26 protein-coding genes are annotated in these 26,309 nt (G+C 60.9%); 23 read left to right on the forward strand and 3 right to left on the reverse strand.

All coding sequences use genetic code 11. The annotated features are described in order from the left end of the window. Nucleotides 1-12: 12 nt before the first annotated feature. From mutM to MITSMUL_RS02365, 7 genes are all read left to right on the forward strand, one after another. Nucleotides 13-837 carry a bifunctional DNA-formamidopyrimidine glycosylase/DNA-(apurinic or apyrimidinic site) lyase gene (gene mutM, locus MITSMUL_RS02335; protein WP_005839592.1) on the forward strand — a complete coding sequence of 275 codons (825 nt, stop codon included), beginning with the start codon at nt 13-15 and terminating at the stop codon, nt 835-837. 154 nt (nt 838-991) lie between these two features. Further along, nucleotides 992-1,627, forward strand: coding sequence for a dephospho-CoA kinase (gene coaE / locus MITSMUL_RS02340; protein ID WP_050751624.1), 636 nt, complete (start codon nt 992-994; stop codon nt 1,625-1,627). Continuing rightward, a complete protein-coding gene (locus tag MITSMUL_RS02345) occupies nt 1,624-2,268 on the forward strand; it encodes a lytic transglycosylase domain-containing protein (RefSeq protein WP_005839595.1) in 645 nt (214 codons plus the stop codon). Before coaE ends, MITSMUL_RS02345 begins: the two co-directional genes overlap by 4 nt. A 204-nt stretch (nt 2,269-2,472) precedes the next feature. Next, nucleotides 2,473-2,940, forward strand: a complete 468-nt coding sequence (locus MITSMUL_RS02350) for a pyridoxamine 5'-phosphate oxidase family protein (RefSeq protein WP_244944614.1) — start codon at nt 2,473-2,475, stop codon at nt 2,938-2,940. 202 nt (nt 2,941-3,142) lie between these two features. Continuing rightward, nucleotides 3,143-4,402, forward strand: coding sequence for a GspE/PulE family protein (locus MITSMUL_RS02355; protein WP_005839599.1), 1,260 nt, complete (start codon nt 3,143-3,145; stop codon nt 4,400-4,402). Beyond that, the gene (locus MITSMUL_RS02360; RefSeq protein WP_005839601.1) at nt 4,395-5,444 is read left to right on the forward strand and encodes a type IV pilus twitching motility protein PilT; all 1,050 of its coding nucleotides are present in this window, start codon (nt 4,395-4,397) and stop codon (nt 5,442-5,444) included. Before MITSMUL_RS02355 ends, MITSMUL_RS02360 begins: the two co-directional genes overlap by 8 nt. Nucleotides 5,445-5,465: 21 nt before the next feature. After that, complete coding sequence (locus tag MITSMUL_RS02365; RefSeq protein ID WP_005839603.1) at nt 5,466-6,692, forward strand: type II secretion system F family protein; 1,227 nt, start codon at nt 5,466-5,468, stop codon at nt 6,690-6,692. A gap of 9 nt (nt 6,693-6,701) precedes the next feature. Here the strand turns inward: MITSMUL_RS02365 and nadE are convergent, their stop codons facing one another. Then, nucleotides 6,702-8,594: an NAD(+) synthase gene (nadE, locus tag MITSMUL_RS02370; protein ID WP_040635330.1), complete on the reverse strand. Its 1,893-nt coding sequence runs from the start codon at nt 8,592-8,594 to the stop codon at nt 6,702-6,704. Nucleotides 8,595-8,809: 215 nt separating this feature from the next. On the opposite strand from nadE, the gene thrC reads away from it, so the two are divergent. The 5 genes from thrC (at nt 8,810) to MITSMUL_RS02395 (ending at nt 16,478) form a co-directional block, all read left to right on the forward strand. Further along, entirely contained in the window at nt 8,810-10,333 is a 1,524-nt protein-coding gene (thrC, locus tag MITSMUL_RS02375) for a threonine synthase (RefSeq protein ID WP_005839608.1), read from the forward strand. Nucleotides 10,334-10,617: 284 nt separating this feature from the next. Continuing rightward, nucleotides 10,618-12,267, forward strand: a complete 1,650-nt coding sequence (pckA, locus tag MITSMUL_RS02380) for a phosphoenolpyruvate carboxykinase (ATP) (protein ID WP_040635332.1) — start codon at nt 10,618-10,620, stop codon at nt 12,265-12,267. Between the two features lie 163 nt (nt 12,268-12,430). Further along, nucleotides 12,431-14,494 (forward strand): ATP-dependent DNA helicase RecG, encoded by a 2,064-nt coding sequence (gene recG / locus MITSMUL_RS02385; RefSeq protein WP_005839611.1) that lies wholly within the window; start codon nt 12,431-12,433, stop codon nt 14,492-14,494. Nucleotides 14,495-14,591: 97 nt separating this feature from the next. After that, entirely contained in the window at nt 14,592-15,383 is a 792-nt protein-coding gene (gene dapB, locus MITSMUL_RS02390) for a 4-hydroxy-tetrahydrodipicolinate reductase (RefSeq protein ID WP_040635333.1), read from the forward strand. Between the two features lie 63 nt (nt 15,384-15,446). Next, complete coding sequence (locus tag MITSMUL_RS02395) at nt 15,447-16,478, forward strand: aspartate-semialdehyde dehydrogenase (protein ID WP_040635772.1); 1,032 nt, start codon at nt 15,447-15,449, stop codon at nt 16,476-16,478. A 74-nt stretch (nt 16,479-16,552) separates the two neighbouring features. On the opposite strand, the gene MITSMUL_RS02400 is transcribed toward MITSMUL_RS02395, so the two are convergent. Then, the gene (locus MITSMUL_RS02400; protein WP_005839614.1) at nt 16,553-17,530 is read right to left on the reverse strand and encodes a LysR family transcriptional regulator; all 978 of its coding nucleotides are present in this window, start codon (nt 17,528-17,530) and stop codon (nt 16,553-16,555) included. A gap of 137 nt (nt 17,531-17,667) precedes the next feature. Here MITSMUL_RS02400 and MITSMUL_RS02405 point away from each other — a divergent pair, with 137 nt between their 5' ends. Both MITSMUL_RS02405 and MITSMUL_RS02410 read left to right on the forward strand, forming a co-directional pair. After that, on the forward strand, nt 17,668-18,939 hold the full coding sequence (locus MITSMUL_RS02405) for a 3-isopropylmalate dehydratase large subunit (RefSeq protein WP_005839615.1): 1,272 nt from the start codon (nt 17,668-17,670) through the stop codon (nt 18,937-18,939). Beyond that, nucleotides 18,936-19,475 carry a LeuD/DmdB family oxidoreductase small subunit gene (locus MITSMUL_RS02410; RefSeq protein ID WP_005839616.1) on the forward strand — a complete coding sequence of 180 codons (540 nt, stop codon included), beginning with the start codon at nt 18,936-18,938 and terminating at the stop codon, nt 19,473-19,475. The genes MITSMUL_RS02405 and MITSMUL_RS02410 overlap by 4 nt, the downstream gene beginning before the upstream one ends. 87 nt (nt 19,476-19,562) lie before the next feature. Here MITSMUL_RS02410 and MITSMUL_RS02415 read toward each other — a convergent pair whose 3' ends face one another. Then, a complete protein-coding gene (locus tag MITSMUL_RS02415) occupies nt 19,563-20,168 on the reverse strand; it encodes a zinc-ribbon domain-containing protein (RefSeq protein WP_005839617.1) in 606 nt (201 codons plus the stop codon). 154 nt (nt 20,169-20,322) lie between these two features. Here MITSMUL_RS02415 and MITSMUL_RS02420 point away from each other — a divergent pair, with 154 nt between their 5' ends. The 9 genes from MITSMUL_RS02420 to aroQ all read left to right on the forward strand — a co-directional run bounded on the left by MITSMUL_RS02420 (nt 20,323) and on the right by aroQ (nt 26,281). Then, complete coding sequence (locus MITSMUL_RS02420) at nt 20,323-20,577, forward strand: TIGR03905 family TSCPD domain-containing protein (protein ID WP_005839619.1); 255 nt, start codon at nt 20,323-20,325, stop codon at nt 20,575-20,577. Nucleotides 20,578-20,763: 186 nt separating this feature from the next. Next, nucleotides 20,764-21,024, forward strand: coding sequence for an IreB family regulatory phosphoprotein (locus MITSMUL_RS02425; RefSeq protein ID WP_005839621.1), 261 nt, complete (start codon nt 20,764-20,766; stop codon nt 21,022-21,024). Then, nucleotides 21,021-21,437, forward strand: coding sequence for a Holliday junction resolvase RuvX (gene ruvX, locus MITSMUL_RS02430; RefSeq protein WP_005839623.1), 417 nt, complete (start codon nt 21,021-21,023; stop codon nt 21,435-21,437). The genes MITSMUL_RS02425 and ruvX overlap by 4 nt, the downstream gene beginning before the upstream one ends. A gap of 84 nt (nt 21,438-21,521) precedes the next feature. Continuing rightward, nucleotides 21,522-21,842: a DUF1292 domain-containing protein gene (locus tag MITSMUL_RS02435; protein WP_005839625.1), complete on the forward strand. Its 321-nt coding sequence runs from the start codon at nt 21,522-21,524 to the stop codon at nt 21,840-21,842. A gap of 61 nt (nt 21,843-21,903) precedes the next feature. Further along, the gene (gene mltG, locus MITSMUL_RS12040) at nt 21,904-23,433 is read left to right on the forward strand and encodes an endolytic transglycosylase MltG (protein WP_005839627.1); all 1,530 of its coding nucleotides are present in this window, start codon (nt 21,904-21,906) and stop codon (nt 23,431-23,433) included. Between the two features lie 29 nt (nt 23,434-23,462). Further along, the gene (locus tag MITSMUL_RS02445) at nt 23,463-24,101 is read left to right on the forward strand and encodes an O-methyltransferase (protein WP_005839629.1); all 639 of its coding nucleotides are present in this window, start codon (nt 23,463-23,465) and stop codon (nt 24,099-24,101) included. Nucleotides 24,102-24,121: 20 nt separating this feature from the next. After that, nucleotides 24,122-25,342: a peptidase U32 family protein gene (locus tag MITSMUL_RS02450; RefSeq protein ID WP_005839630.1), complete on the forward strand. Its 1,221-nt coding sequence runs from the start codon at nt 24,122-24,124 to the stop codon at nt 25,340-25,342. A gap of 83 nt (nt 25,343-25,425) precedes the next feature. Next, nucleotides 25,426-25,716: an acylphosphatase gene (locus MITSMUL_RS02455; RefSeq protein WP_005839632.1), complete on the forward strand. Its 291-nt coding sequence runs from the start codon at nt 25,426-25,428 to the stop codon at nt 25,714-25,716. A 121-nt stretch (nt 25,717-25,837) separates the two neighbouring features. After that, nucleotides 25,838-26,281 carry a type II 3-dehydroquinate dehydratase gene (gene aroQ / locus MITSMUL_RS02460; protein WP_005839634.1) on the forward strand — a complete coding sequence of 148 codons (444 nt, stop codon included), beginning with the start codon at nt 25,838-25,840 and terminating at the stop codon, nt 26,279-26,281. The last annotated feature ends 28 nt before the right edge of the window (nt 26,282-26,309 follow it).

Genomic DNA, 26,309 nt, shown 5'->3' on the forward strand with positions numbered 1-26,309 from the left:
GAGGGACGCGCGATGCCAGAACTTCCTGAGGTAGAAATCATCCGCCAGTACCTCGATGAGCAGCTGCCGGGCCGCACGATCGCCTGTGCCGACATCCTGCTGACGCGCCAGCTAAAGTACCCGGAGCCCGAGGCATTCCAGTCGCTCGTCGCAGGCAAGCGCATGAAGGGCATGCGGCGCCGCGGCAAGTACCTGCTGCTCGACTTGCAGGACGGCAGCACCATCGTCTTCCACCTGCGCATGACGGGCAGCCTCGTCTACGACCCGTCCGGCAACCAGCGCGACGCCTACGCGCGCATGGTCTTCCACCTCGCGGGCGGCGGTGCGCTCGTCTTCGCCGACGTGCGCACCTTCGGCTGCGTCTACGGCTTTGCCGCAGGCGAGGAGATTGCCGTGTCGGGCCTCCAGTCGCTCGGGCCGGAGCCCTTGTCAGAGGCCTTCACGCCGGCGTATCTCGCGCAGGCCATCCGCGGCAGGAAGCAGCCCATCAAGTCGTTCCTGCTCGACCAGCGCCGCATCGCAGGGCTCGGCAATATCTACGCCGATGAGTCCCTGTTCCTCGCAGGGATCCATCCGCGCCGCGAGGCCGGCAGCCTGACCCAGGCAGAGTGCAAGAAGCTCGCAGCGGCCATCCAGCACGTCCTTCGCGACGGCCTTGCCGACGGTGGCACGACCTTCCGCAACTACCGCAACGGCGAGGGCGGCTACGGCCGCCATCAGGAGCACCTCTGCGTCTACCACCGCGCAGGCAAGCCGTGCCCCACTTGCGGCCGACCCATCGAGAAGATTACCGTCGGCGGCCGCGGCACGCATTTCTGTCCGTATTGTCAGCACTGAAAGATAGTTCCTCCCCGTAAGGGGAGTATCTGTCTGAGTGGCATCTTCATCAGGGGCTTCTGATTTTGCGGGCGTTACTTTCATGCGTTTTTTAGAGTTGATTGGTACTATCATCTTGAAGTATGCATTGATTTTTAGAGAAGGGGATGGAACCATGAAGCGCATCGGCCTGACGGGTGGCATCGCGAGCGGCAAGAGCACGGCCTCGGCCATCCTGCGCGGCTGGGGGGCCTGCATCATTGATGCCGACGCCATCGCGCATGGGCTTATGGAGCCGCAGGCACCGCTCTACGAAGCCTACCGTGCGCATTTCGGCGAGGGCGTCATCCTGCCGGACGGGCAGCTCAATCGGCGCCGCATCGGTCAGATTGCCTTTGCCGACCCCGCCGAGAAGCGCTGGCTCGATGAGACGGCGCATCCCGTGATCCGCAGGGCCATAGAGCAGGAGCTCGAGCGCGCTGAGGCGGCAGGGGAGCCCGCTGTCATCCTCGACATCCCCCTGCTCTTCGAGACGGGCTGGCAGGCGCATGTCGACGAATCATGGCTGATCGACGTGCCAGAGCCCCTGCAGCTCGCGCGCCTGCAGAGCCGCAATGGCTACAGCCGCGAGGAGGCGACGCGCCGCATCGCCGCGCAGATGCCGCTATCAGAGAAGCGCCGGCTCGCCGACGTCATCATCGACAACAGCGGCACGGAGCAGGAGCTCATGGAGAGGCTGCACGTCCTCTGGCAGAAGCAGCCGCATCAAGCGGCAGGATCAAACAGCAGGAAGGAAGAGACCCACATTTGAAACGACCTGATTTTCTGGAGCGCGTCGCACAGGCGCGCAGGACGGCACACCGCAAGTACCTCTACGCCATCGCGAGTGCCGTCATCTTCCTCGCGTTTGCCATCTACCTGACCTTCGCGTCCGAGGCCTTCCAGCGCCACTACCTCTATCCCTTCCCATATCGTGACACCGTCGAGACCTACTCTGACCGCTACCGCGTCGACCCGTACTTGGCCATCGCCGTCATCAAGACCGAGAGCAAGTTCCAGGACGGCGTGCACTCGCACCGCGGCGCCATCGGCCTCATGCAGCTCATGCCCGACACCGCCGAGTGGATTGCCGGCCAGCTCGAAGACCCCTCGTATTCCATCGAGGCCATCCACGAGCCCGAGCGCAATATCCGCTACGGCATCTGGTACCTGAGCACCCTGCAGCACGAATTCGACGGCAACGACGTCCTCGCCCTCGCCGCCTACAACGCCGGCCGAGGCAACGTCCAGTCCTGGATCCGCGAATACGGCTGGCCCGCCGACTTCCACGACATCGACGCAATCCCCTACAAGGAAACCCGCGAATACGTCCGCAAAGTCCTGCTGACCGAACACAAATACCGCAGCCTCTACCCCGAGGCAGACGGGATAGGCAGCGGCATGAAAGACTGAACTCAGTAAACAAACGCCTTCGAGAGCAGCAATGCTTCTCGGAGGCGTTTTTGCATGCAGGAATGTTAATCTACTCATAAAAAGCAGGATTTCTATTTTTGATAAAGAAATTTATCAAAGGAACAAAGGAAAAAATTAAGATTTCAACAATTATTGATCTGCACAATGAGATGATTGGAGATGTGTGATATGATGTTTCGCAAGATGAGACGGTTTAAGCAGCAGCTGCCGGCGGAGGAGTGCGTGGCGATCATGAAGCGGGAGAAGCGCGGGGTGCTTTCGGTGCTTGGGGATGATGGGTATCCTTATGGCGTACCGCTCGATCATTACTACGATGAGGAGAGCGGCAAGCTCTATTTCCACTGTGCGTTGGCGGGCCACAAGCTCGATGCGATTCGCGCGTGCGACAAGGTCTCGTACTGCATCGTGGGTGATGGGCATCATGAGGATGGCGTCGAATGGTCGCTGACGTTCCGCAGTGTCATCGTCTTTGGCCGCATGCGCGTGCTCGAGGATAAGGAGATGGCACTGCGCTTTGCGCGGCTGCTCGGCGAGAAGTTCACGCAGGACAAGGCGTACCTCGACAACGAGATCGAGCACGCCGGCCCGCGCATGCTGATGCTCGAGCTGACGCCGGAGCACATCACGGGCAAACGCGTCAATGAGTCGTGAAGCGCGAGCTGCACGGGGATGACATAGCTGTGCCATGCCGTGATATGAGCGATGCGCTGCAAAGGAGAATGGCTGCAAGGCGGTCTGCCACAAGGTGGTGGGCCGCTTTTTGCTGTGGTCGTGTGCTCTGCTGACTTCTTGTTCAGAATATAAAGGATTTTCTCATATCTTGTAGAAATAGTAATTGAGAATACAGTTGAGAATGAAGCGTAGAACAGGGGGGATTGTGTTGGAGACGCCAGAATTGCTTTGGCAGAATCTCGTGCGGGAGTCGGTGCGGGAGGTGCGCTATGGCATGCGGTCGGAGGTGCCGGGCATCATCCGGCTCGTCGACCATTTGCTTGAGCGGGCGGTGGCCCTGCATGCGAGCGACATCCATCTGGAGCCGCAGGAGATGCGGGTCCGGCTGCGCTTTCGCATTGACGGTATCCTACGCGAGACTATGACGATGCCTGCGAATCTCGGCCCGGCGGTGACGTCGCGCATCAAAGTCATGGCGGGCATGGACATCGCCGTGCACCAGCAGCCGCAGGACGGCCACATCTTGTTCCAGCCAAAGGGCAGGCGCATCGACATCCGCGTGTCCTCGCTGCCCGCCTCATCGGGCGAAGTCATCGTCATGCGCCTGATGGATGTCTCGGCGCAGCTCTTCTCGCTCGATGAGCTCGGCTTTTCAAAGGAGGACACGGCGCTCTTGCGCGAGCTCATCCACCGGCCCGCCGGCATGATCGTGCTCTGCGGCCCGATGAACTCGGGCAAGACGTCCTCGCTCTACGCCGCACTGACGGAGCTCAACACGGAGTCGCGCAACCTCGTGACGCTCGAGGACCCGATAGAGCGCATCCTGCCGGGCGTCAATCAGGTGCAGATCCATCCGAAGGCGGGCATGACGTTCGTCGCGGGCCTGCGCGCGGTGCTGCGTCAGGATGTCACGGGCATCCTGCTCGGCGAGATACGCGACGAGGAGACGGCGGCCATGGCCGTGCGCATCGCGCTGACAGGTCATCTCCTGATGACGACGATCCACACGGAGGATGCCGTCTCGGCGCTCTACCGCATGCTCGAGATGGGCATCGCGCCGTATCTCTTAGCGGCGACGCTCTCGGGCATCGTCTCGCAGCGGCTCGTGCGCAGGCTCTGCCCGGATTGCCGCGAAGCGTACCGCGTCGCAGAGGGCTCTGATGAGGCGGCGTTCTTTGCGTGCGCAGAGGGCACACAGCTCTACCAGAGCCGCGGCTGCGCTGCATGCCACGGCACGGGCTATCGTGGGCGCACGGTCCTCGCGGAACTCCTCGTGCCGCATGAAGCGGTGCGCGAGGGCATCCTGCAGAAGATTCCGCGGCGTGAGATGGTGGAGCGGGCGAAGGCCTGCGGCATGCGCTCGTTGCTCGAAGACGGCAGGGAGAAGGCAAAGGCGGGCATCACCTCGTGGCAGGAGGTCAGGAGGGTGCTCTATGGCTGAATCGAGGCAGGTAATCTGGGATGCCATCTTGATGGAGGCCATCGAGGCATGTGCCAATGACATCTATCTGACGGTGGGGCAAGCGGTCTGGCTGCGCGTCGACGGCAGTCTTTGCAGGCTGTCGCGCGCGGAATGGCAGCCGGATGATGCATTTATGGAGTCAATGGCGGAGGTCCTGCTGTCGCCTGCACAACGGGAGTCGCTGCGTGAGGGCCATGCCATCGACTTCTCGCTGGCGCATGCGGGGCGGCGGCTGCGTGGCAATCTCTACCGGCAGCAGGCGCATCTGGCAATGGTCCTGCGCCTGCTGCCAAGCAGCATCCCGACGCTAGCGGCCATCCATGCGCCGCAGGCACTGCAGGGGCTGCTAGAGGCGAGGCAGGGGCTCGTGCTCGTGACGGGGCGCACGGGCTCGGGCAAGACGACGACGATGGCCTCGTTCCTGCAGGCGGTCAACGAGAGCCGCGCCGCGCACATCCTGACGCTCGAGGACCCCATCGAGTATGTTTTCACGCCATCCCGGTGCTTTATCAGCCAGCGCGAGCTCGGCCGCGACTTCCGCTCGTTCCCCGAGGCCCTGAGGAGTGCTCTGCGTGAGATGCCGGACATCCTGCTCGTCGGAGAGATACGCGACTGCGAGACGATGACGACGGCGCTCGCGGCAGCGGAGACGGGCATGCTCGTGCTCGGCACGCTGCACACGCGCGGTGCGGCCGAGGCGGTGCGGCGCATCGAGGGCTTCTATCTGCAGGAGCAGCAGAGCATCGTGCGCGCGCAGGTCGCCGATGTCTTCTGTGCAATCTTTGCGCAGGAGCTCCTGCCCGCGCGCAAGGAAGGCCGCGTGCCGCTCGTGGAGGTGCTGTTGCGCGAGCCGTCTGTCGCTAGCCTGATCCGTCAGGGCAAGTACAGCCAGATTGAGATGGCGATGATGACGCATCAGGCACAGGGCATGCAGACGCGCGCACAGGCGCTGCAGAAACTCCTGCAGCAGGGCTTGATCGCGCGCGAGGTCTATGAGCGGGCGGAGCGGCGCATGGTCTGATGTTTGGAGAAAGGAGGCTTTATGGGCGTTTTCTTATACGAAGCGAGGAACCGCGCGGGCGAGCTCTTCGCGGGCACGATCGAGGCGAAAGACAAGCGCGAGGCGGCGGGGATCATCCGGCGGCGCGGGCTCTGGATCGCTTCGCTGAGTCCGCAGGAGGAGAAGAAAGCGGGCGGCCCTGCATGGCGGATGCAGTTTACCAAGCTCAATGCGATGTCGGCGGCTAAACTGCGCGTGCTGTTCCTGCGGCAGATGGCTGCGATGATGCAGGCGGGCATGCCCGTCCATCAGGCGCTGGAGATCCTCTCGCGGTCGGACGGCAATCCGCCGTACCAGTCGTTTCTGCAGGACCTCCTCAAGGGCATCATGGCGGGCCATCCGCTCCACGAGATGCTCGCGCAGCACCCGCAGCTCTTCTCGGCTTCGCTCTGTGGGCTCGTGCGGGCGGGCGAAGCGAGCGGCTCGCTGACGCAGATCTTCGCGCAGCTCGCGGACTTCGAGGAGCACCGCTACGAGGCGCGCGAGGCGCTGAAGTCGGCGCTTCTCTATCCCGTCATCCTGCTCGTCGTCGCCGTCGTCTCGCTCGTGCTCATGACGGTCTTTGTGCTGCCGGCCTTTGCGGCCATGCTGCAGGACCTGCGGGCGGAGCTGCCGTGGACGACGAAGCTGTTGCTCACCCTTATGGCGTTCGTAGAAAGCCATCTCGCCCTGCTCGTGGCGGGGATTGTCCTTGCCGCGGCCGCCCTGTTTGCCTTGCTGCGGCACGAGAAAAGTCGGACCGTCATCGACGGCATCTTGCTGAAGCTGCCAATCTTGGGCCCACTGCAGTGTTATGCGGCCTGGCGCATCCTCTTGGAGCTGCTCTCGGTCATGCTGGCAAACGGCATCCCGCTGACGACGGCGCTCGAGATGGCGCGAGATGTGCCCGCAAACCTGCAGGTCCGGCTCGAGATGCGGGCGCTCCAGCAACAGGTCGAGGCGGGGCAGCCCTTTGCCGTGAGCCTGCGCCAGCGGACGTCCTGCCCTGGCCTGCTCGTCGAGCTCCTGATGGCCGGCGAGACGACTGGCACGCTCGACGCCATGATGGGAAAAGCCGCGGCGTTTGCCGCGGCTGATGTCCGTCACCGCTCGGCAAGGGTCGAAGCCCTCGCCGAGCCAATCATGATTTTCTTTGTCGGTGGCCTGATTTTCTTCTTCGTGCTCTCCATCGTCCTGCCACTCCTGACGACGATGGATGCCCTGATGTAGCCCGCTTACTTATTTCGCGAGCAGTTCTGCCTTGAGCTCACGGTAGCGGCGCGTGTAGTAAGCACCGTTCTGGGCTTCGCGGTGGTCGAAGCCGTAGGCGCGGCGGCTGACGGCGAGGATTGGCGGAGCCTGGATGCGCTTGGCAATCGCCATGCCCGTGAAGAGGTTCCACCAGCGCTCGAGGTCTTGGATGAAGTCGGCTGCCGTCGGGAAGTATTTCGCGACGAGCCCCGCTTCGCAGCCGAGGTTCGCTTCGACCGTGCCGGCCTTATACCATTCGAGCAGGTCCTCCGGCGTCGCCTTCTGCCAGCGCTCGACGAAGGAACGGAAGAGGAAGTCGTGGTATGGGTACTTGATCGGGTCGCCCTTGCCCTCGTCGACGTTCTGGGCGGAGGAGAGCTCGGCCGACGGCACGATGTCGATGATGCCCTGCGGCACGACCTCTCGGCCGTAGACCGTCGTGTTCATGTAGTGGGCGAGCGCGTAGACCTGGTACTTCCAGAGGTCGGCGAGCGCGGCGAGGAAGCCAGACTGGTCGCCGTAGAGCGTCGAGTAGCCGACCGTCGTCTCGGCCTTGTTGGCGTTGCAGGTGAAGCCGCCGCCAAACGCCGCTGCGGCGCCGGCGAGCACGCGGGCGCTGCGGTCGCGCGCCTGGATGTTCTCGGCGACGAAGGAGGAGACGCGAAGATGCGACTCGCTGCCCGTGCCGAGGTGGACCATCGGCGTTTCCTCGAGCTGCTTGATCGTGTGGTCGACCGACTCCTGGATCGGGATGATCATGTACTGGCAGCCGAGGTTGTTGGCGAGCTCTTGCGAGAGTCCCTTCGTCGTCGCGGAGTTGAAGACGCTCGGCATGTTGACGAGCAGCAGGTTCTCCGGGCCGACGACCTTCGCGTAGAGCGCGGCGGCCACGGCCGAGTCGATGCCGCCCGAGATGCCGATGACGATCTTCTTCATGTGGATGTTCGCGAGGAAGTGGCCGATGCCGTAGTGGAGCGCGCGGTAGATGTGGGCGATGTCCGGCTCATCCGCCTCTTTCTCGGCCGGCATATCCTTCATCCCGGCGAGCGGCAGGATGGTCAGCACCTCTTCGTACTCCGGCAGCGTGCGCACGACATGGCCCGACTCGTTGTAAGCCGTGCTCGAGCCGTCGAAGGTGTAGACGGTCTTGCCGTTGTTCTGCAGGCCGATGCAGTTGACATAGAAGAGCGGCACGCCGGCCTCGCGCGCCTGGCGGCCGAAGACGCGGTTGCGCTTGTCGTTCTTGCCGAGCGTGTACGGCGAGGCGGAGATGTTGACGTAGAAGTCGAGCTGTTCCTTCTCCTCGAGCAGCTCGAACGGCGCGAATTCGTAGTCGTCGCTCCAGCCGTCCTCGCAGAGCAGGCAGCCCACGCGGTAGTAGTCGTCGCGGATCTTGAGCGTGACAGGGGAGAGCAGTTTCGACGGCGTCGTGCCGAGCTCGCGCGCGAGCTTCTGCAGGCTGAAGAAGTGGCGCGTGTCGTCGAACTCGCGGTAGTTCGGCATGAGCGTCTTGATGGTGTAGGGGTAGGGCATGTTGTCCGGCTGGATGAGCTCGCCGTCGCGCGCGATGAAGAAGGCGTTGTACTTGCGCACGCGGCCGTCGTTGTTCTTCTTCTGCCAGTCGATGGCGACGTTGCCGAACATGACGGTGATGTCCTTCGAGGCCGCGATGATGTCGCGGCCATAGCTCTCGCAGTCGCGCAGGAAGGCGCTCTGCTCCCACGTGTCGCCGAGGAAGTATCCAGGCACCGCCATCTCCGGGAAGATGACGACGTCGGCGCCCTTAGCGCGCGCCTCTTCAATGAAGCGCAGGATCGTGGCGGTGTTCACATCTGGATGGCCGGGGACGACCTCCATCTGAGCCATGGCAATTTTCAACAACTTCAACATCCTTTCTGTTACAAAAAGAGAAAGAAAAACCAATGTTATCCATTATAATGTAACGACAATGTCCGAGCCGTATCCCGGGAGCTGACAATTTGCAGATTTCTATAGGATTCGCCGGGATTCTATGGTATAATGACAGTTGTCCGGTTGCGCAGGCCCTTTGCCCGCGCGGCCCGCTATCATTCTATCATAGTTCCGACTATTTATAAATGAAGAAAGAGGCGATTGTTTTGAAATACAGCAGCACCAGAGGAAATGCCGAACAGCTTGATTCCGCCAAGGCCATCATCCGCGGCCTGGCAGCAGACGGCGGTCTCTTCGTGCCCGATGCGATGCCGCAGGTCGACATGGCGTTCATTGAAGGGCTCAAGGCCCTGTCGTATGAGGAGCGTGCCGAGAAAGTCCTCGGGCTCTTCCTGACGGATTACACGGCCGAGGAGCTCGCAGGCTGCGTTACGCGCGCCTACGCAAATGGCCGCTTCGACACGGAGAAGCGCGCGCCTGTCAAGGCCGTCGGCGAGAAGAGCGTCCTCGAGCTCTGGCATGGTCCGACGAGTGCCTTCAAGGACATGGCGCTGCAGCTCCTGCCGCAGCTCATGAGCACGGCGCTCAAGAAGACGGGCGAGAAGGACGAGGTGCTGATTCTCGTCGCGACCTCTGGTGACACGGGTAAGGCGGCGCTCGAGGGCTTCCGCGATGTGCCGCAGATCCGCATCATGGTCTTCTACCCGCAGGGCGGTGTCAGCCGCATCCAGCAGCTGCAGATGCTCACGCAGGAGGGCAGCAACGTCAACGTCACGGCCGTCACGGGCAATTTCGACGACGCCCAGAGCGGCGTCAAGCGCATCTTCGGCGACAAGGACTTCAATGAGGCGCTCGCCGCGAAGGGTATCCGCCTCTCGTCGGCCAACTCCATCAACTGGGGCCGCCTCGTGCCGCAGATCGTCTACTACTTCAGCGCCTATGCAGACCTCCTTTCCGCCGGCACGATCGAGCCGGGCGAGGCCATCGACTTCACGGTGCCGACGGGCAACTTCGGCGACATCCTCGCGGGCTTCTACGCGAAGTGCATGGGCCTGCCGGTGCACAAGCTCATCTGCGCCTCGAACGCCAACAACGTCCTGACCGATTTCCTGCGCACGGGCGTCTACGACCGCCAGCGCGACTTCTTCAAGACGATCTCGCCGTCGATGGACATCCTGATCTCGAGCAACCTCGAGCGCCTGCTCTACCATATGACAGAGGACAAGGAAAAGGTCGCCTCTTGGATGCAGCAGCTGCAGCAGCAGGGTCGCTACGATGTCGGCAGTGAGCTGCTCGCGAAGATCCAGGAGACTTTCTGGGCGGACTGGACTTCGGACGAGGATACGGAAGCGTGCATCGCAGAGGTCTACCGCAAGCATCACTACGTCGCGGACCCGCACACGGCCGTCGCCTGGAGCGTCGCCGAGAAGTACCAGCAGGCGACGGGCGATGCGCATCACATGGTCGTCGTCTCGACGGCGAGCCCTTACAAGTTCAACGGCAGCGTGCTCGACGCGCTCGGCGTCAAGACGCAGGGCGTCGACGAGTTCACCCTGCTCGACGAGCTGCAGCAGCGCAATGAAGACCCAATCCCTGAAGGCCTCGCCTCGCTGCGCAAGAAAGCCGTGCGCCACGACGGCGTCTGCGCGCCGGCGACGATGGAGAAGGCCGTCATGCTCTTCGCGTCGGCAGATTCCGTTCAAAAATAAGTGAATTGATAAGAGGAATGATGCAGAATTTCTGCGTTATTCCTCTTATTTTTATGGAAGTGAATGTGAATAAGAGGAATAAATAAAACGTTAAAAAAAGTGCAAATAAATATTTGACATTTATGAATGAATAAGTTAATATAATAGCTGTGATGAGGAGTTCACATGAAGTGAACAGCAGATTGCGGATGATGAACGGTTTTCATCCCGACTGTAAGGCTGCGTTATGTGAGATGCCTCAGAGGTTTACCAGGACCAATATTAATGAAAGAGGTTGAATGCAAATGGCAAACATCGATCTTAGTCAGTATGGTATCACGGGTACGACGGAAATCATCTACAATCCTTCCTACAAGACCCTGTTCGAGGAAGAGACGAAGGAAGGCCTGACGGGCTATGAGAAGGGCCAGGTTTCCGAGCTCGGCGCTGTTGATGTCAAGACGGGCATTTTCACGGGCCGTTCGCCTAAAGATAAATTCATCGTCGATGACGAGACGTCGCACGACACGGTTTGGTGGGATTCTGAGGAATATCACAACGATAACCACAGAGCAACCAAGGAAGCTTGGGCTGCTGTAAAGGATATCGCCAAGAAAGAGCTGTCCAACAAGCGCCTGTTCGTCGTCGATGGTTTCTGCGGTGCAAACACGAATACGCGCATGGCTGTCCGCTTCATCGTTGAAGTCGCATGGCAGGCACATTTCGTCCGCAACATGTTCATCAAACCGACCCCGGAAGAGGAAGCAAACTTCAAGCCGGACTTCGTCGTCTTCAACGCTTCGAAGGCAAAAGTCGAGAACTACAAAGAGCTCGGCCTGCATTCCGACACGGCTGTCGTCTTCAACCTCACGGAGCGCCAGCAGGTCATCATCAACACCTGGTACGGCGGCGAGATGAAGAAGGGCATGTTCTCCATGATGAACTACTTCCTGCCGCTCAAGGGCATCGCTGCGATGCACTGCTCCGCTAACACGGATAAGCAGGGCAAGAACACGGCTATCTTCTTCGGCCTCTCCGGCACGGGCAAGACGACGCTGTCGACGGATCCGAAACGCCTGCTGATCGGCGATGATGAGCACGGCTGGGATGACGATGGTATCTTCAACTTCGAGGGTGGCTGCTATGCAAAGGTCATCAACCTCGATCAGGAATCCGAGCCGGATATCTTCGGTGCCATCAAGCGCAATGCTCTCTTGGAGAACGTTGTCCTCGACGAGAACGGCAAGATTGACTTCGCCGACAAGAGCATCACGGAGAATACGCGTGTATCCTATCCGATTGACCACATTAAGAGCACGGTCAAGGGCTTTGTCAACGACCGCAGCGCTGCTCCGGCTGCTAAGAGCGTCATCTTCCTCGCAGCTGATGCATTCGGCGTACTGCCGCCGGTCTCCATCCTGACGCCGGAACAGATGCAGTACTACTTCCTCTCCGGCTTCACGTCCAAGCTGGCTGGCACGGAGCGCGGCATCACGGAGCCGACTCCGACGTTCTCCGCTTGCTTCGGCCAGGCATTCCTCGAGCTGCCGCCGACGAAATATGCGCATGAGCTCGTTAAGCGCGTAAAGGCAAACGGCACGAAAGCATACCTCGTCAACACGGGCTGGAACGGCTATGGCAAGCGCATCTCCATCAAGGATACGCGCGGCATCATCGACGCTATCCACAGCGGTGCCATCAACGAAGCTCCGACGAAGAAGATCCCGTACTTCGGTCTCGAGATCCCGACGAAGCTCGAAGGCGTTGCTACGGAAGTCCTCGACCCGAAGGATACCTACAAGGATCCGTCCAAGTCGAAGTGGGATTACAAAGATGAGTCCGAGTGGGATACGAGAGCTAAGAAACTCGCTCAGATGTTCATCGACAACTTCGCCAAGAAGTATGCGAACACGGAAATCGGCAAAGGCCTCGTTGCAGCTGGCCCGCAGCTCTGATTTCACTGAACGCATTGCCAATACGGTAAAAAAGAGTCTCCTCGTGAGACTCTTTTTTTGTGCCTGTGCGCGTGTGGTGCTCATCTGGCAAACGTGGTAGAATAAGGGCAAGACCATTCGTCAAGTAAGTCTAATAAAAATAAGAAAGGATTCGATTCTCTCCATGAAGATCACGGATTCGGTCCAGTACCTCAAGGGCGTCGGGCCGAAGAAGAAGGCGGAGCTCGCGCGGCTCGGCATCGCGCGGGTCTACGACGTCCTGACGTACTTTCCACGCACGTATGAGGACCAGAGCGCGCTGACGCGCATCGCTGACCTGCGGCCGGGCACGGTCGCGACAGTCGCGGGCACCATCGTCAACCTGCAGGAGCAGACGGGGCGGCGCGGCCTGACGATCCTGACGGCCTACCTCAATGACGGCTCTGGCCTCCTGCAGGTCACCTGGTTCAACCAGAAGTACCTCAAGAACAAGCTCAAGGTCGGTCGGCGCGTCTTCGTTAGCGGCAAGCCCGCCTACGCCTACGGCGGCCACGGCCAGTTCGCGATGAGCCAGCTGCGTTACTTCCAGATCCTCGATGAGGGGGAGCAGGCAGCCGGTCTCTGCGGCATTCTGCCCGTCTATGCGGCGACGGAGCGCCTGAACCAGAAGTTCTTCCGCACGCTCGTCGAGGAGGCGCTGGAGGCCGCTGACGAGCTGCCTGAGCTCATCCCCGCGCGCATCCTCGCCGAGCGCAAGCTCATGGGCCGACGCGAGGCCCTGCGCGCCGTGCACTTCCCGAAGGACGGGGAGGAGCTCAAGCGGGCACGCTACCGGTTGGCGTTCTCGGAGCTCTACCTCATCCAGTGCGGCCTGCTGCTCATCAAGAAGCAGTCGCAGCAGACGCGGCTCGGCATCCGCCACCAGCCCAATGGCAAGCTCGTGGCGGCCGTCCTCTCTGGCCTGCCCTTCACGCTGACGCACGACCAGCAGCAGGCGTGGCAGGAGATCTGCCGCGACATGGAGCGGACCGTGCCGATGCGGCGGCTCGTGCAGGGTGACGTTGGCTCCGGCAAGACGGTCATCGCCATGCTCGCTCTCGTCAAGACGGTCGAGACCGGCTGGCAGGGCGCGATGATGGCGCCGACTGAGATCCTCGCCGCTCAGCACTATGAGAATCTCTCGGCGAAGCTCGCGCCACTCGGCATCCGCGTCGGCTACCTCTCGGGCCACCTGACGCCAAGAGAGCGGCGCGAGATGCACGAGGCCATCGCGTGCCACGAGGTCGACATCGTCATCGGCACGCACGCGCTGATCCAGGATGACGTTCACTTCGCGCGGCTCGGCCTCGTCATCACCGACGAGCAGCACCGCTTCGGCATCGCGCAGCGCGCAGCGCTCGAGAAGAAGGGCGCGCATGTGCCGGACGTGCTCGTCATGACGGCGACGCCAATCCCGCGCACGATGACCCTGACGGTCTACGGCGACCTCGACGTCTCGCTGATCCGCGAGCTGCCGCCGGGGCGCCAGCCCATCCGCACGTTCGTGCGCCGACCCGACCGCCGGCCGCTGATTTACCAGTACGTGCGCAGCCAGATCGAGGCGGGGCGCCAGGCCTACGTCGTCTGCCCGCTCATCGAGATGAACGAGGAGAGCGACCTGCCGTCGGCCGAGGAGGTCTACGACGAGCTGCGCTTCGGCATCTTCCGCGGCATCCCGTGCGGCCTCGTGCACGGCAAGCTCGCGCCTGCCGAGAAGGAGCGCGTCATGCAGGACTTCTACGCAGACAAGATCAAGCTGCTCGTCTCGACGACCGTCATCGAGGTCGGCGTCAACGTGCCGAATGCCAGCATCATGGTCATCGAGCACGCCGAGCGCTTCGGCCTCGCCCAGCTCCACCAGCTGCGCGGCCGTATCGGGCGCGGCTCCTACGCCTCGTACTGCATCCTCGTCTCTGAGGGAAAGACCGAGAATGCGCGCGAGCGCCTGAGGATCATGGCCACGGTCTCCGATGGCTTCAAGCTCGCGGAGGAGGACTTGCGGCTGCGCGGCCCGGGCCAGTTCTTCGGCTCGATGCAGCACGGCCTGCCCGACCTCAAGATCGCGCGCGTGCCGGAGGACATCGCCATCCTCTTGGAGGCCCACAGGGCCGCCGAGGCGACGCTCACGAGCCAGGGCGACCTCGACTTCATCCGGCCCATCCTCGCGCTGCAATATAAGGAGAGATTCCAGCATATCATGGAAAATTGAATCGAAAATCGTCTTTTTCAACGGGACGTCTTGACACGAATGGCGGACATGCTATACAATAGCAATATCTTTTGACGCTAACAGGAGGCGCATACTTTTGACTACGGTAATCGTAAATGGTGCCTGCGGCCGCATGGGCCAGGCAGTCTTGAAAGCGGTACAGGAAGCGGACGGGCTCGAGCTCGTCGGCGCAGTGGATATCAAGGGCGGTGCGGATACGGGCGCACTCGTCGGACTGCCGGCAAACGGCATCCTCGTCGAGACGGACCTCGAGGCGCTGCTCACGCGCAAGAAGCCGGAGGTCATGGTCGACTTCACGCGCCCGGACGTCGTCTTCGGCAATGTCATGACGGCTCTGAAGCACGGCACGTCGCCGGTCGTCGGCACGACAGGCCTCTCGGACGAGCAGAAGGCCGAGATTGCCAAGGCTTCGGAAGAGAACAACACGCCGGCTTTCATCGCACCGAACTTCGCCATCGGCGCTGTGCTCTTGATGGTCATGTCGCGTCAGGCAGCCAAGTACATGCCGGATGTCGAGATCATCGAGCTGCACCACGACAAGAAGCTCGACGCACCATCTGGCACGGCCATCCAGACGGCGGCCATGATCGCCGAGGTCCGCAAGGCCCACAAGCAGGGCAATCCGGACGAGTTCGAGAAGCTCGAGGGAGCGCGCGGCGCCGACTATGAGGGCATGCACATCCACAGCGTGCGCCTGCCGGGCTACGTCGCTCATCAGGAAGTCATCTTCGGCGGCCTCGGCCAGACGCTGACGATCCGCCACGACTCGATGAACCGCGAGTCGTTCATGCCGGGCGTCGTGCTCGCCGCGAAGAAAGTCCGCAGCCTCAAGGGCCTGACGGTCGGACTCGACAAGCTGCTCGACTGATTTTGCTTTCCTTATCCATATCATAAATGACTGCATCGCAGGAACCAGAAAGGAACGATGGACATGAAGAAGTACAATGTAGCAATCCTTGGCGCGACGGGCGCTGTCGGCCAGGAATTCCTCAACCTCATCGAGGAGCGCAATTTCCCGTTTGCCAACCTCAAGATGCTCGCCTCGAAGCGCAGCGCTGGCAAGAAGATCCAGTTCATGGGCAAAGAGTACACGGTCGAGGAGACGACGGATGACTCCTTCAAGGACGTCGAGATCGCGCTGTTCGCCGGCGGCGCTGCGAGCAAGCAGTTCGCTCCGGCTGCGGTCAAGGCCGGTGCTGTCGTCATCGACAACTCGAGTGCCTTCCGCATGGACCCTGAGGTCCCGCTCGTCGTTCCGGAAGTCAACCCGCAGGCCATCGCGCGCCATAAGGGCATCATCGCCAATCCGAACTGCTCGACGATCATCATGATGATGGCGCTCAAGCCGCTCTACGATCTCTCGAAGATCAAGCGCATCGTCGTCTCGACGTATCAGGCCGTCTCGGGCGGCGGCAAGGAAGCCATGGCCGAGCTCGAGCAGCAGGTCGATGACATCGTCGCCGGCCGCGAGCCGCAGGCGAACATCCTGCCGGGCGCGAAGTTCCCGAAGCATTACCAGATCGCCTTCAACCTCATCCCGCAGATCGACGTCTTCTACGACAACCTCTACACGAAAGAGGAGATGAAGATGGTCAACGAGACGAAGAAGATTCTCGAGGATGACAGCCTGCGCATCACGGCGACGACGGTCCGCGTGCCGGTCTACCGCAGCCATGCCGAGTCCGTCAACGTCGAGTTCGAGGACGAGGTCAGCGTCGAGGCGGCCCGCAAGGCCATTGATGCCTTCCCGGGCGCCATCGTCCGCGACAACCCGGCCGAGCAGATCTACCCGATGCCGCTCTTCACGTCCGGCAAGAACGACGTCGAAGTCGGCCGCATCCGCAAGGACGAGTCCATCGAGCACGGCCTGAACTTCTGGGTCTGCGGCGACCAGATTCGCAAAGGCGCTGCTCTCAACGCCCTGCAGATTGCCGAGTACATGATCGAGCACGACATGATCTGAATACCCGAACGCAAATCATTTGCATAAAGAAAAAGACTGCCTCATCTGAGGCAGTCTTTTTTTGCATGACAGAATCATCCGTGCTGCTCTGCATCGGTGGACGGGGCCCCTGCGACAGGTGAGCGCTTCTGCACGAGCGCGATGAAGCACTTCATCTTATGCGAGACGTAGCTGTTCTTCCGCAGGATGGCGTGGAAATGGCGGACGGCATGAGGGGAGGGCACCTTGTAGTAGAGCAGCCGGTCATCCTGTCCCTCTGCGATCATGAACTCCGTCACGAAGGTCGCGCCGAGTCCATGGCGCGCCATGTGCCAGGCCGTTTCCAGCTGCTCGACGCAGAAGCGGACTTGTGGCGAAAAGCCATTTTCCGCGCAGATGGCCAGCGCGCGCGTGCGCAGCTGATTGCTCTCCGTCAGCAACAGGAAGGGGGTCTCGTGGAAGTCCGAGAGGGCCTGCACGGAGCAGTCATCCTGGAGGAAGCGGTGCGCGGCGACTTCCTGCCAGCTGAGCCCCTGCGCGATGGCATCCTCTGGCACATGGGCGCGCGGGACGGCCAGAAGCAGATGGTCGGCACATACGGCCTGACTCGTGAACCGCTCTTCCTCGACCGGCGCGCTGCGGAAATTGATGTCGGTCTCTCCGTCCAGCAGCCACTGGTCGATGCGGTTGGCATTGTCTTCCCGAAGCGTCAGATGCACGGCCGGATACTGGGCCTGATAATCCTGCAGGACGTCCGGCAACACGTAGGAATTGAAGTACTGCGTGCCGCCTATGCGCAGCTCGCCGGCATCCATCTGGCGCAGGTCGTCGAGCTCGCGGGCAGTGTTCTCCTCGATCTGGCGGATCTCTGCGATGCGGGCGATGTAGATGCGCCCCGCCTCGGTGAGCGTCAGCGGCTGCTGGCTCCGGTCAAATAGGGGCATGCCGATGGCCTGCTCGACCTTCTTGATGGCGATGCTCAGGGTCGGCTGCGTCAGGTAGAGATTCCGGGCTGCCTGCGAGAAACTGCCTGTGCGGTATATTTCATAAATGTAATTCAGTTCTGCCTGCATCTGCTATTCATCTCCATATTAATCTTCTTTATGGGCATATATTATCTTCTAAATTGATTTTATATGGTTCGTGCGCTAAAATCAAGTCAGACAGCAGATAGAAGATACACCATAAGCGAGAAAGAGGGCTGAACATCATGCATGCCATTGAAAAGATACTGGCGGCAAAGGCCGGCAAATCCTCCGTCCATGCGGGTGAGATCGTCAACTGCCGCGTGGATTGGGCGGGCATCAACGATCTCTACTACCAGACGGTCAAGTCGTTCTACGAGATGGGCGGCGAGCGCGTCGTCGACCCGGAGCACGTCGTCCTGTTCTTCGACCACTACGCGCCGTGCGCGACCGAGAAGCAGGCGGACAACCACAAGCGCTTCCGCGCCTTTGCACGCGAGCAGGGCATCCGTCACCTGATGGATATCAATGAGGGTGTCTGCCATCAGGTCATGGCGGACCACGGCTTCTCGGCGCCGGGCGAGGTCATCGTCATCACGGACTCGCATACGACGACGCACGGCGCCTTTGGCGCCTTCGGCACGGGCGTCGGCGCGACGGACCTTGCCGTGATCCTCGCGACGGGCCGGCTTTGGTTCAAGGTGCCGGAGGTCATCCGCATCAACCTGACGGGAAAGATCCCCGCCGGCGTGTACGCCAAGGACATCGTCCTGTCCATCATCGGGAAGCTCAAGGCCGACTACGCGGTCTACAAGGCCGTGGAATTTGCTGGCCCCGCTCTGCAGCAGCTGAGCATCTCGGAGCGCATGGCGCTCTGCAACATGACGACGGAGATGGGCGCCAAGACGAGCTACATCCAGCCGGATGCAATTACCCTGCAGTTCCTGAAGGAGCGCGGCCGTCAGGATTTCACGGTCTACGAGACCGATGCGGATTACGTCTACGCGGCGGACCTCACCTTCGATGTGAGCGAGGTCGAGCCGCAACTGGCCGCCCCGTTCAGCGTGGACAATGTGCAGGCATTGTCGGCTTATGCTGGCATGCATGTCGACCAGGCCTACTTAGGTTCCTGCACGGGCGGGCGCACCGAAGACTTCGCGGTGGCGGCGAAGATCCTCGCTGGCCAGCACATCCCCGCGGGGACGCGCATGGTGATGGTGCCGGCTTCAAAGGCTGTGCTTGCGGAGTGCCTGGCGAAGGGCTACATCCAGACACTGCTGGCCGCCGGTGCGACGCTGACGGCATCGGGCTGCGCCGCCTGCCTCGGCATCCATCAGGGCCTGCTGGCCGCTGACGAGGTCTGCCTGTCGTCGACGAACCGCAACTTCCCCGGCCGCATGGGCAGCGTCAAGGGGCGTATCTATCTTGGCTCGCCGGCCTCCGTTGCCGCAGCGGCCAGGAACGGCGTGGTGACAGACCCGCGCCAGTATCTGGATGAGAAAGGGGAGCAGGCATGATGAACGCAGAAGAAAAGAAAGCAATGACGCAGATGGTCCATGGGAAGGCCTTTGTGTTCGGCGACAATGTGGACACGGATCAGATCTATCCGAGCAAATACGTGGAGTACACGGAAATCGAAGACATCCGCAAGTACGCGATGAGCGGCAGCGCGATGCCGGACCTCGTCAAGAGATTCCATCCCGGCGATATTATCGTCGCGGGCCGCAATTTCGGCTGCGGCTCCTCGCGCGAACATGCCGTCATGACCCTCAAGGGCATCGGCGTCGGCGCAATCCTCGCGGAATCATTCGGCCGCATCTTCTTCCGCAACGCCATCAACCTCGGCCTGCCGGTCATTACCTGCAAGGGCATCGGCACGTTCTTCCAAAATGGCGATACCGCAGACGTCGACCTGATCACCGGTACGATCACCAATGAGACCGCCGGCACCTCCGTGCAGGCAGAGCCGCTGAGCGACTACATCATGGATATCCTGCAGCACGGCGGCATCAAGCCCTTGATCCGGGCTCGCCTGGACAAGGGAGCGCTCTGAGGCGGCGCGACAAAAAGCACAAACGATCCATAAAGGTCGTTTGTGCTTTCTGCGTTTCTGCGATTATGCGGTTGGATAACAGCGGAATCAGCGCGATGGCACGACGAGGCGGTTCGTTCCTTTGCGGGCACCGCATTCACCGCAGTAGTTGTGCGTCGTGTTTCGCGTGCCGCAGACCTGGCAGACCCATTCATCGTACGAGGGGACTACGAATGAGTCAACCGGGCCCTTGCCGTGCTGCTCCGTGGGAATCGTCTCACCGGGCCGCGGCTTGCCGCAGTACTTGCAGGTCGTATCCTTGTCGAGCAGCATCTGGCCGCAATGCGGGCAGACCCAGTGGCTGACTTCCAGCGTGAAGATGCCGCCGGCCCGCACGTTGAGCTTCCGGCTGCCATCCCGGAAGATGAAATCTCCGTAGTAGTTCTGGCGCCAGCTCACCTTGTAGCGGTTGGCCGGGCATTTGCGCAACAGCTTCTGCACCGACTCTGCGTCGAGCTTGCCAATCAGGTAGTCCGGGAACCGCGGATCGTCCTCGGCAAAGTAGATGTAGTAGTCGTACGGCCCTTCCTGCACGAGCACATACTTGTTGGAAGTGCCCGCCCGCTGCATCATGTAGTCATAGTCATCCCACTCCGCGCGCGTGGGATTCTTGTCGAACGGGTAGATCGCAGTGACGGTCAGCGGCTTGTACATGATTAGGCATCTCCTTAGTAGGTTTTCTTATTTTTAGATTTCGATGCAGCACCATGAAATCCTGCTGAGTATCGTGACGAATCGTCCACTACTTGGCGGATGGCATGTGGATGGCGTATAATGGAGGAGAATATCTGAGAAAGAAAGTGAAATCATGAAGACGTATTCCTTTACCCCGCAGGGTGTCTGTGCCAAGCAGATCACGTTTGCCATTGACGAGCAGGGCAAGCTCCACGATGTGCGCTTCATCGGCGGTTGTCCGGGCAATCTCAGTGCCATCAGCAAGCTCCTCGAAGGTGCTGACCCCAAGAACGTAGCGGTCCTGCTCAAGGGCAACGACTGCGGCGGCCGCGGCACCTCATGCGCCGACCAGCTCGCCATTGCGCTGAACGATGCCCTGAACGAATAGTGAATCTAAAAGGCACAGATGACACTTGACGGGCCGTCTGTGCTTTTTTCGTGAGACTTCTTGGAGAAAGGGATTTTCAGAGAAATTATAGGTTTGGGGCGTATGATGGTCCTCAAAGCCAAGATGTGGTAAGATAGAAGCAACAGAGCGGGCGAGCCCGCACGAGTGCTTTTGGAGGAATGAACTATGGCAAACAATGAAGAGACCATGATGTTCCGTTTTGGGAACGATGAGAATAAGGCGGAGAAGATCATCCGCTCGGTCTGCGCGGCGATGGAGGAGAAGGGGTACAACCCGATCAATCAGCTCGTCGGCTATCTGCTCTCGGGCGATCCGGCGTATGTGACGAGCCATAACGATGCGCGCAGCAAGATCCGTACGCTCGAGCGTGATGAGCTCTTAGAGGAGCTCGTGCGCTCGTATCTGGAAAAGGGAAACAAGAAATGAAGCGATATATGTCACTCGATATCGGCGACCGCACGATCGGCATCGCGGTCAGCGATCTCTTAGGGCTGACGGCGCAGGGCGTCGAGACAATCCGGCGCAAGTCGCTCGCGGACGACCTCAAGCGGCTCGGCGAGCTCATGCAGGCGTATGAGACGAAGTCGCTCGTCTCGGGGCTCCCGAAGAACATGGACGGCACGGAGGGCGACCGCTGCGCCATCGTCAAGGAGTTCATGGCGGAGGTCAAGAAGGCGTATCCCGACGTGGAGGTCTTCTTCTGGGACGAGCGCCTCTCGACGGTCGCGGCCACGCGCTCGCTCATAGAGGCAGATGTCTCGCGCCGCAAGCGCAAGAAGGTCATCGACAAGATGGCGGCAGTCTTCATCCTGCAGGGCTTTTTGGACAGCAAGCGTTGACAAGCCTTCCCGCGATACGTTAAAATGAAGGCAGTTATCTACAGTCGTTTATATGGATAGGAATCAGAAAGAAGGGCGAGACCTATGGCAGATGATATGATGAATGAAGACGACATCGTCGTCGTCATGACGGACGAGGACGGCAATGAATACTACTACCGCGAAGAGATGATCATCCCGGTGGAGGAAGAGAAATACGCACTGCTCGTCGGCATCCACGATGAGGATGAGGAGCACACGCATACATGTGGCTGCGGCTGCGAAGACGACGATGAAGACGTCATCATCGCGAAGATCGTCACGAACGACGACGGTGAGGATGAGTACGTCGAGCCGACGGACGAGGAGTTCGAGGCCGTCCAACAGGCGTACAACGCGCTGGTTGATGAAGCCGAAAAGGACTGAATGACGAAATGATTGCTGCTATCCATCTGGATGGCGGCTTTTTCATGTACGGAGAATTTTTATGCAGGATGGAAAGAAGAACGCGCCGGAGTCGCTGAACGAGCAGTCGGCCGGCGAGCAGCCGGCAAAGAGCACAGAGCGGCCGGAAGCATCCGAAGGTGCAGAAGGTGCAAAAGGACCGAAAGAGCCGAAGAACTCGGAGGCTCAAGAGGCTGGCAAGCAGTCGGCAGAGTCCGCCAAGTCGGATGCGCAGCCGTCGGACAAGACGGTGAAAGAGGCGTCGGCTCAAGAAACGTCGGACAGGACTGTGTCGGACGGAGCCTCCGACGCCAAACCGGCGGCGAAAGCAGCTGAATCGACTGAATCGACTGAACCGGCGAAAGAGGCGGACTCGGAGAAGGAGCCAAAGCAGTCCTCATCGAAGCAGCCTGTCAAGTCTGCCGAGACAGAGACGGCAGACAAGGCAAAGCCGGAGGACAAGGCAAAGAAGCCCGCTCAGGGGGAAAAAGAAGATAAGGGAGATAAGGGCAAGGTGCTGGCGGAGCCCGCGCGATTCGAGAAGCTCCGCGCGGCGGTGCTCAATCTCGGTTGGAAGAAGTGGACGGCCATTGCGGTCGTCGCAGCCGTCCTGCTCGGCGCCGGTCTTTTCCTCGCCTTTGGCACCTCACATACCATCGAGCGGTCGGACCGCGATGCCGGGGAGAACATCTACATGGTCGTCAAGCCGGGCACGACGGCGTCGGAGATCTCGGACCGCCTGATGCAGCTCGGCGTCATCGACAGCCGCCTGCGCTTCTGGTGGCTCATGAAGTTGCAGGGCGATGCGAGCAAGTTCAAGACGGGCACGTACGCGTTCACGCCGCACATGGATGAGCAGGCCGTGCTTGACAAGCTCGTCGCGGGCGACACGACGGTCGTCAAGTTCACGATACCGGAGGGCTTCGGCATCAAGGAAATCGCGAAGCGCCTCGCTGACGAGGGCCTCGTCGACGAGCAGGAGTTTCTCGCCGAGGCGAAGGACTTCGCGCCATATGACTACATGAAGAAGCGTCCGAATGTGCGCTATGCGGCGGAGGGCTATCTCTTCCCCGACACGTACGTGATCCACAGCGATGTTTCCGCCGAAGGCATCATGAAGATGATGGCGGAGGACTTCGACACGCGCCTGACGCCGGCGCTGCGCCAGCAGGCCGCGGCAAAGGGCCTCTCCATCCACGACCTCATCACGCTGGCCTCGCTCGTCGAGAAGGAGGCGCGCTACGATGAGGACCGCCCAATCATCGCGCAGGTCTTCTTCAAGCGCCTGCAGATGGGCATGCCGCTGCAGTCGGACACGACGCTGCAGTACCTCATGGCCGGCCCGAAGGAGGACGTCTCGATCGAGGACACGAAGATCGACTCGCCCTACAACACCTACCAGCACGAGGGCCTGCCGCCCGGACCGATTGCGAGCCCGGGCATGAAGTCCATCCTCGCGGTGCTGAATCCGGCGAACACCGACTACCTCTACTTCGTCGCCGACCGCCAGGGCCACAACCATTACTCGCAGACGTATGACGAGCACCTCGCCATCGTCGAGCAGGTCCGTTGAGGCGCGGCGCGTGAACAAGGCAGGTACATATGACAGATACAAGCGATACAAGTGAATTTGCAGCACTGCTGCGGGAGATGGAAGCGTATGCGGCCGAGCACCATGTCCCGATCATCACCGAGAACGGCCGCAAGGTCTTCCTCTCGGTCATCCGCGAGCTGCGGCCGCACCGCGTGCTCGAGATCGGCACGGCCATCGGCTACTCGGCCCTGTTGCTCGCCGCCAATGGGGCCGAGGACGCGCGCGTCACGACGCTCGAGCTCTCGGAGGAGCGCGCCGCGCTCGCGCGTTCGTTCATCGCGCGCTCGCCCTACGCGGACCGCATCGAACTCCTGCAGGGCGATGCGGGCGAGCTCCTGACGGAGCTAGCGGGCAAGTATGACTTCGTCTTCATCGATGCGGCCAAAGGACAGTACGTCGACTATTTCGAGAAAGTACAGCCCTTGCTGACGGAGGATGCGACGATCGTGGCCGACAACGTCCTGTTCCGCGGCTACGTCATGGGCACAGAGAAGGCGCCGCGCCGCTACCGCACAATCGTCAAGCGGCTGCGTCAGTACATCGAGCTCACGAGCCATGCAGCGGGCTACAAGACGGAGATCTTTGCGCGCGGCGACGGGCTGGCCGTCTCGCGCCGCCATGCCGCGCACCCGGAAGACGAAAGATAAATGAGAATCGGAGGAGATACATGTTGAAGAAACCGGAACTCCTGGCCCCGGCCGGGACGCTCGAGAAGATGAAGATGGCGCTGCTCTACGGCGCCGATGCCGTTTACCTCGGCGGCAAGCTCTACGGGCTGCGCGCGCTCGGCGGCAATTTCACCAAGGAGGAACTGCGCGAGGCGGTCGAATTCGCCCATGCACTCCACAAGAAGGTCTATGTGACGGTCAACATCTTCCCGCACAACAGCGATCTCGCGGGCCTGCCGGACTACCTGCGCTACCTGCAGGAGATCGGCGTCGACGCACTGCTCGTCGCCGACCTCGGCGTCTTTATGATGGCGAAGGAGATCATCCCGGAGATGGAGCTCCATATCAGTACGCAGGCGAACAACACGAACTGGGCGACGGTCAATGCCTGGCAGAAGCTCGGCGCGAAGCGCGTCGTGCTCGCGCGCGAGATGTCCCTGAAGGAAGTCCGCGAGATCCGCGCGAAGACGCAGGCCGACCTCGAGATGTTCGTGCACGGCGCGATGTGCATCTCGTACTCGGGCCGCTGCCTGCTCTCGAACTACTTCACGGGACGCGACTCCAACCGCGGCAGCTGTGCGCAGTCGTGCCGCTGGAAGTACGCGCTCGTCGAGGAGACGCGGCCGGGCAAGTACTTCCCAATCGAGGAGGACGAGCGCGGCACCTACATCATGAACTCGAAGGATATGTGCCTCTTGCCGCACATTGCGGACGTCATCGAGAGCGGCGTCGAGAGCCTCAAGATCGAGGGCCGCATGAAGAGCGTCCACTATGTGGCGAGCGTCACCCGTGCCTACCGCCTCGCCATCGACGCCTATTTCGAGGACCCCGAGCACTTCCAGATTGAGCAACCGTGGCTCGACGAGCTCGAGAAGGTCTCGCACCGCCCGTACACGACGGGCTTCTACTACCACCAGCCCGACGCCGACGACCAGCTCTACGGCACCTCGTCGTATCAGCAGACGTCGGAGTTCATCGGACTCGTGCGCTCGTACGACCCGGATACGCAATACGCCACGGTCGAGCAGCGCAATAACATGAAACTCGGTCAAGAAATTGAAGTATTTCAGCCAAATGCCCCCTTGTATCGTCAGAAACTTTCTGATATGCTTGACGAAGAGGGCAATCCCATCGAGGTTGCACCTCATGCCCAGCAGATCATCAAGATCCGCATGGACAAGCCGGTTGAACCGTATACGATCCTGCGCCGCGATATCTGAGGCAGGCCGTGATGCCGTAATACATGGTATAGCAGCATAGAGCAGCAGAGCCGCGCGCAGGGCAGAGGAAAGAAGGGCTTTCTATGGCAGAATCCACAGGAATCGTTCGTTACTTTGGCAGAGCCACTGGCCGCGTCCAGGGCGTCGGCTTCCGCATGTTCGTGCAGCAGCACGCCTCAGAGCTCGGCCTGACGGGATGGATCCGTAACATGGAGGACGGCAGCGTCGAGATGGAGATCCAGGGCGACCCTGCAAAGGTCGACAAGCTCTCGGTGCTGATCCGCGAGGGCAACTACTTCATCAAGGTCAAAGAGCTGAAGTTCGAGCCGATCGAGGCCGTGTCCGATGAGACGCGCTTTGTCGTCCGTTACTGAGCAGCTGCATGGCCCGCGTAGAGGGCCGCTTGGCAGGATTTGAGGCGGGAAAAGTCGGCGCAGCCGTCTTTTGACCCGCTTTATTTTTTTATAGAAATATGTTTTAAATGGAGGGATTTTTATGCCACGTATCCTTGTACTGCATGGGCCGAACCTCAATCTGCTCGGCACGCGCGAGCCGGAGATCTACGGCTACACGACGCTCGACGACATCAACACGATGATTGCCGCGCGCGCCGCTGAGGCGGGCATCGAGACGGCGTTCTACCAGTCGAACCACGAGGGCGACCTCGTCGACGCCATCCAGCAGGCCAACCACAAGTTCGACTTCATCATCTTCAATGCGGCGGCCTTCACGCATTACAGCATCGCCATCCGCGATGCCATCGCGGCGATCGATGTGCCGGTCATCGAGGTGCACCTCTCGAACATCCACCAGCGCGAGGAGTTCCGCCACACGTCGGTGCTCGCGCCGGTGGCGATGGGCCAGATCTGCGGCCTCGGCGTCGAGAGCTACCTCGCCGCGCTCGAGGCCATCATCTACAAGCTCAACCGGGCGGAGTGAGCGTATATTCCATAGATTCCATAGGGGG

This window comes from Mitsuokella multacida DSM 20544 (genome assembly GCF_000155955.1).
GTDB lineage: Bacteria > Bacillota > Negativicutes > Selenomonadales > Selenomonadaceae > Mitsuokella > Mitsuokella multacida.

Bases quoted from the DNA above. Each gene is read 5' to 3' on its own strand.
- mutM (WP_005839592.1), top strand. From the start codon at position 13: ATGCCAGAACTTCCTGAGGTAGAAATCATCCGCCAGTACCTCGATGAG.
- coaE (WP_050751624.1), top strand. From the start codon at position 992: ATGAAGCGCATCGGCCTGACGGGTGGCATCGCGAGCGGCAAGAGCACG.
- MITSMUL_RS02350 (WP_244944614.1), top strand. From the start codon at position 2,473: ATGAGACGGTTTAAGCAGCAGCTGCCGGCGGAGGAGTGCGTGGCGATC.
- MITSMUL_RS02355 (WP_005839599.1), top strand. From the start codon at position 3,143: ATGAAGCGTAGAACAGGGGGGATTGTGTTGGAGACGCCAGAATTGCTT.
- MITSMUL_RS02360 (WP_005839601.1), top strand. From the start codon at position 4,395: ATGGCTGAATCGAGGCAGGTAATCTGGGATGCCATCTTGATGGAGGCC.
- MITSMUL_RS02365 (WP_005839603.1), top strand. From the start codon at position 5,466: ATGGGCGTTTTCTTATACGAAGCGAGGAACCGCGCGGGCGAGCTCTTC.
- thrC (WP_005839608.1), top strand. From the start codon at position 8,810: ATGAAGAAAGAGGCGATTGTTTTGAAATACAGCAGCACCAGAGGAAAT.
- pckA (WP_040635332.1), top strand. From the start codon at position 10,618: ATGGCAAACATCGATCTTAGTCAGTATGGTATCACGGGTACGACGGAA.
- recG (WP_005839611.1), top strand. From the start codon at position 12,431: ATGAAGATCACGGATTCGGTCCAGTACCTCAAGGGCGTCGGGCCGAAG.
- MITSMUL_RS02395 (WP_040635772.1), top strand. From the start codon at position 15,447: ATGAAGAAGTACAATGTAGCAATCCTTGGCGCGACGGGCGCTGTCGGC.
- MITSMUL_RS02400 (WP_005839614.1), bottom strand. From the start codon at position 17,530: ATGCAGGCAGAACTGAATTACATTTATGAAATATACCGCACAGGCAGT.
- MITSMUL_RS02405 (WP_005839615.1), top strand. From the start codon at position 17,668: ATGCATGCCATTGAAAAGATACTGGCGGCAAAGGCCGGCAAATCCTCC.
- MITSMUL_RS02410 (WP_005839616.1), top strand. From the start codon at position 18,936: ATGATGAACGCAGAAGAAAAGAAAGCAATGACGCAGATGGTCCATGGG.
- MITSMUL_RS02415 (WP_005839617.1), bottom strand. From the start codon at position 20,168: ATGTACAAGCCGCTGACCGTCACTGCGATCTACCCGTTCGACAAGAAT.
- MITSMUL_RS02420 (WP_005839619.1), top strand. From the start codon at position 20,323: ATGAAGACGTATTCCTTTACCCCGCAGGGTGTCTGTGCCAAGCAGATC.
- MITSMUL_RS02425 (WP_005839621.1), top strand. From the start codon at position 20,764: ATGGCAAACAATGAAGAGACCATGATGTTCCGTTTTGGGAACGATGAG.
- ruvX (WP_005839623.1), top strand. From the start codon at position 21,021: ATGAAGCGATATATGTCACTCGATATCGGCGACCGCACGATCGGCATC.
- MITSMUL_RS02435 (WP_005839625.1), top strand. From the start codon at position 21,522: ATGGCAGATGATATGATGAATGAAGACGACATCGTCGTCGTCATGACG.
- mltG (WP_005839627.1), top strand. From the start codon at position 21,904: ATGCAGGATGGAAAGAAGAACGCGCCGGAGTCGCTGAACGAGCAGTCG.
- MITSMUL_RS02445 (WP_005839629.1), top strand. From the start codon at position 23,463: ATGACAGATACAAGCGATACAAGTGAATTTGCAGCACTGCTGCGGGAG.
- MITSMUL_RS02450 (WP_005839630.1), top strand. From the start codon at position 24,122: ATGTTGAAGAAACCGGAACTCCTGGCCCCGGCCGGGACGCTCGAGAAG.
- MITSMUL_RS02455 (WP_005839632.1), top strand. From the start codon at position 25,426: ATGGCAGAATCCACAGGAATCGTTCGTTACTTTGGCAGAGCCACTGGC.
- aroQ (WP_005839634.1), top strand. From the start codon at position 25,838: ATGCCACGTATCCTTGTACTGCATGGGCCGAACCTCAATCTGCTCGGC.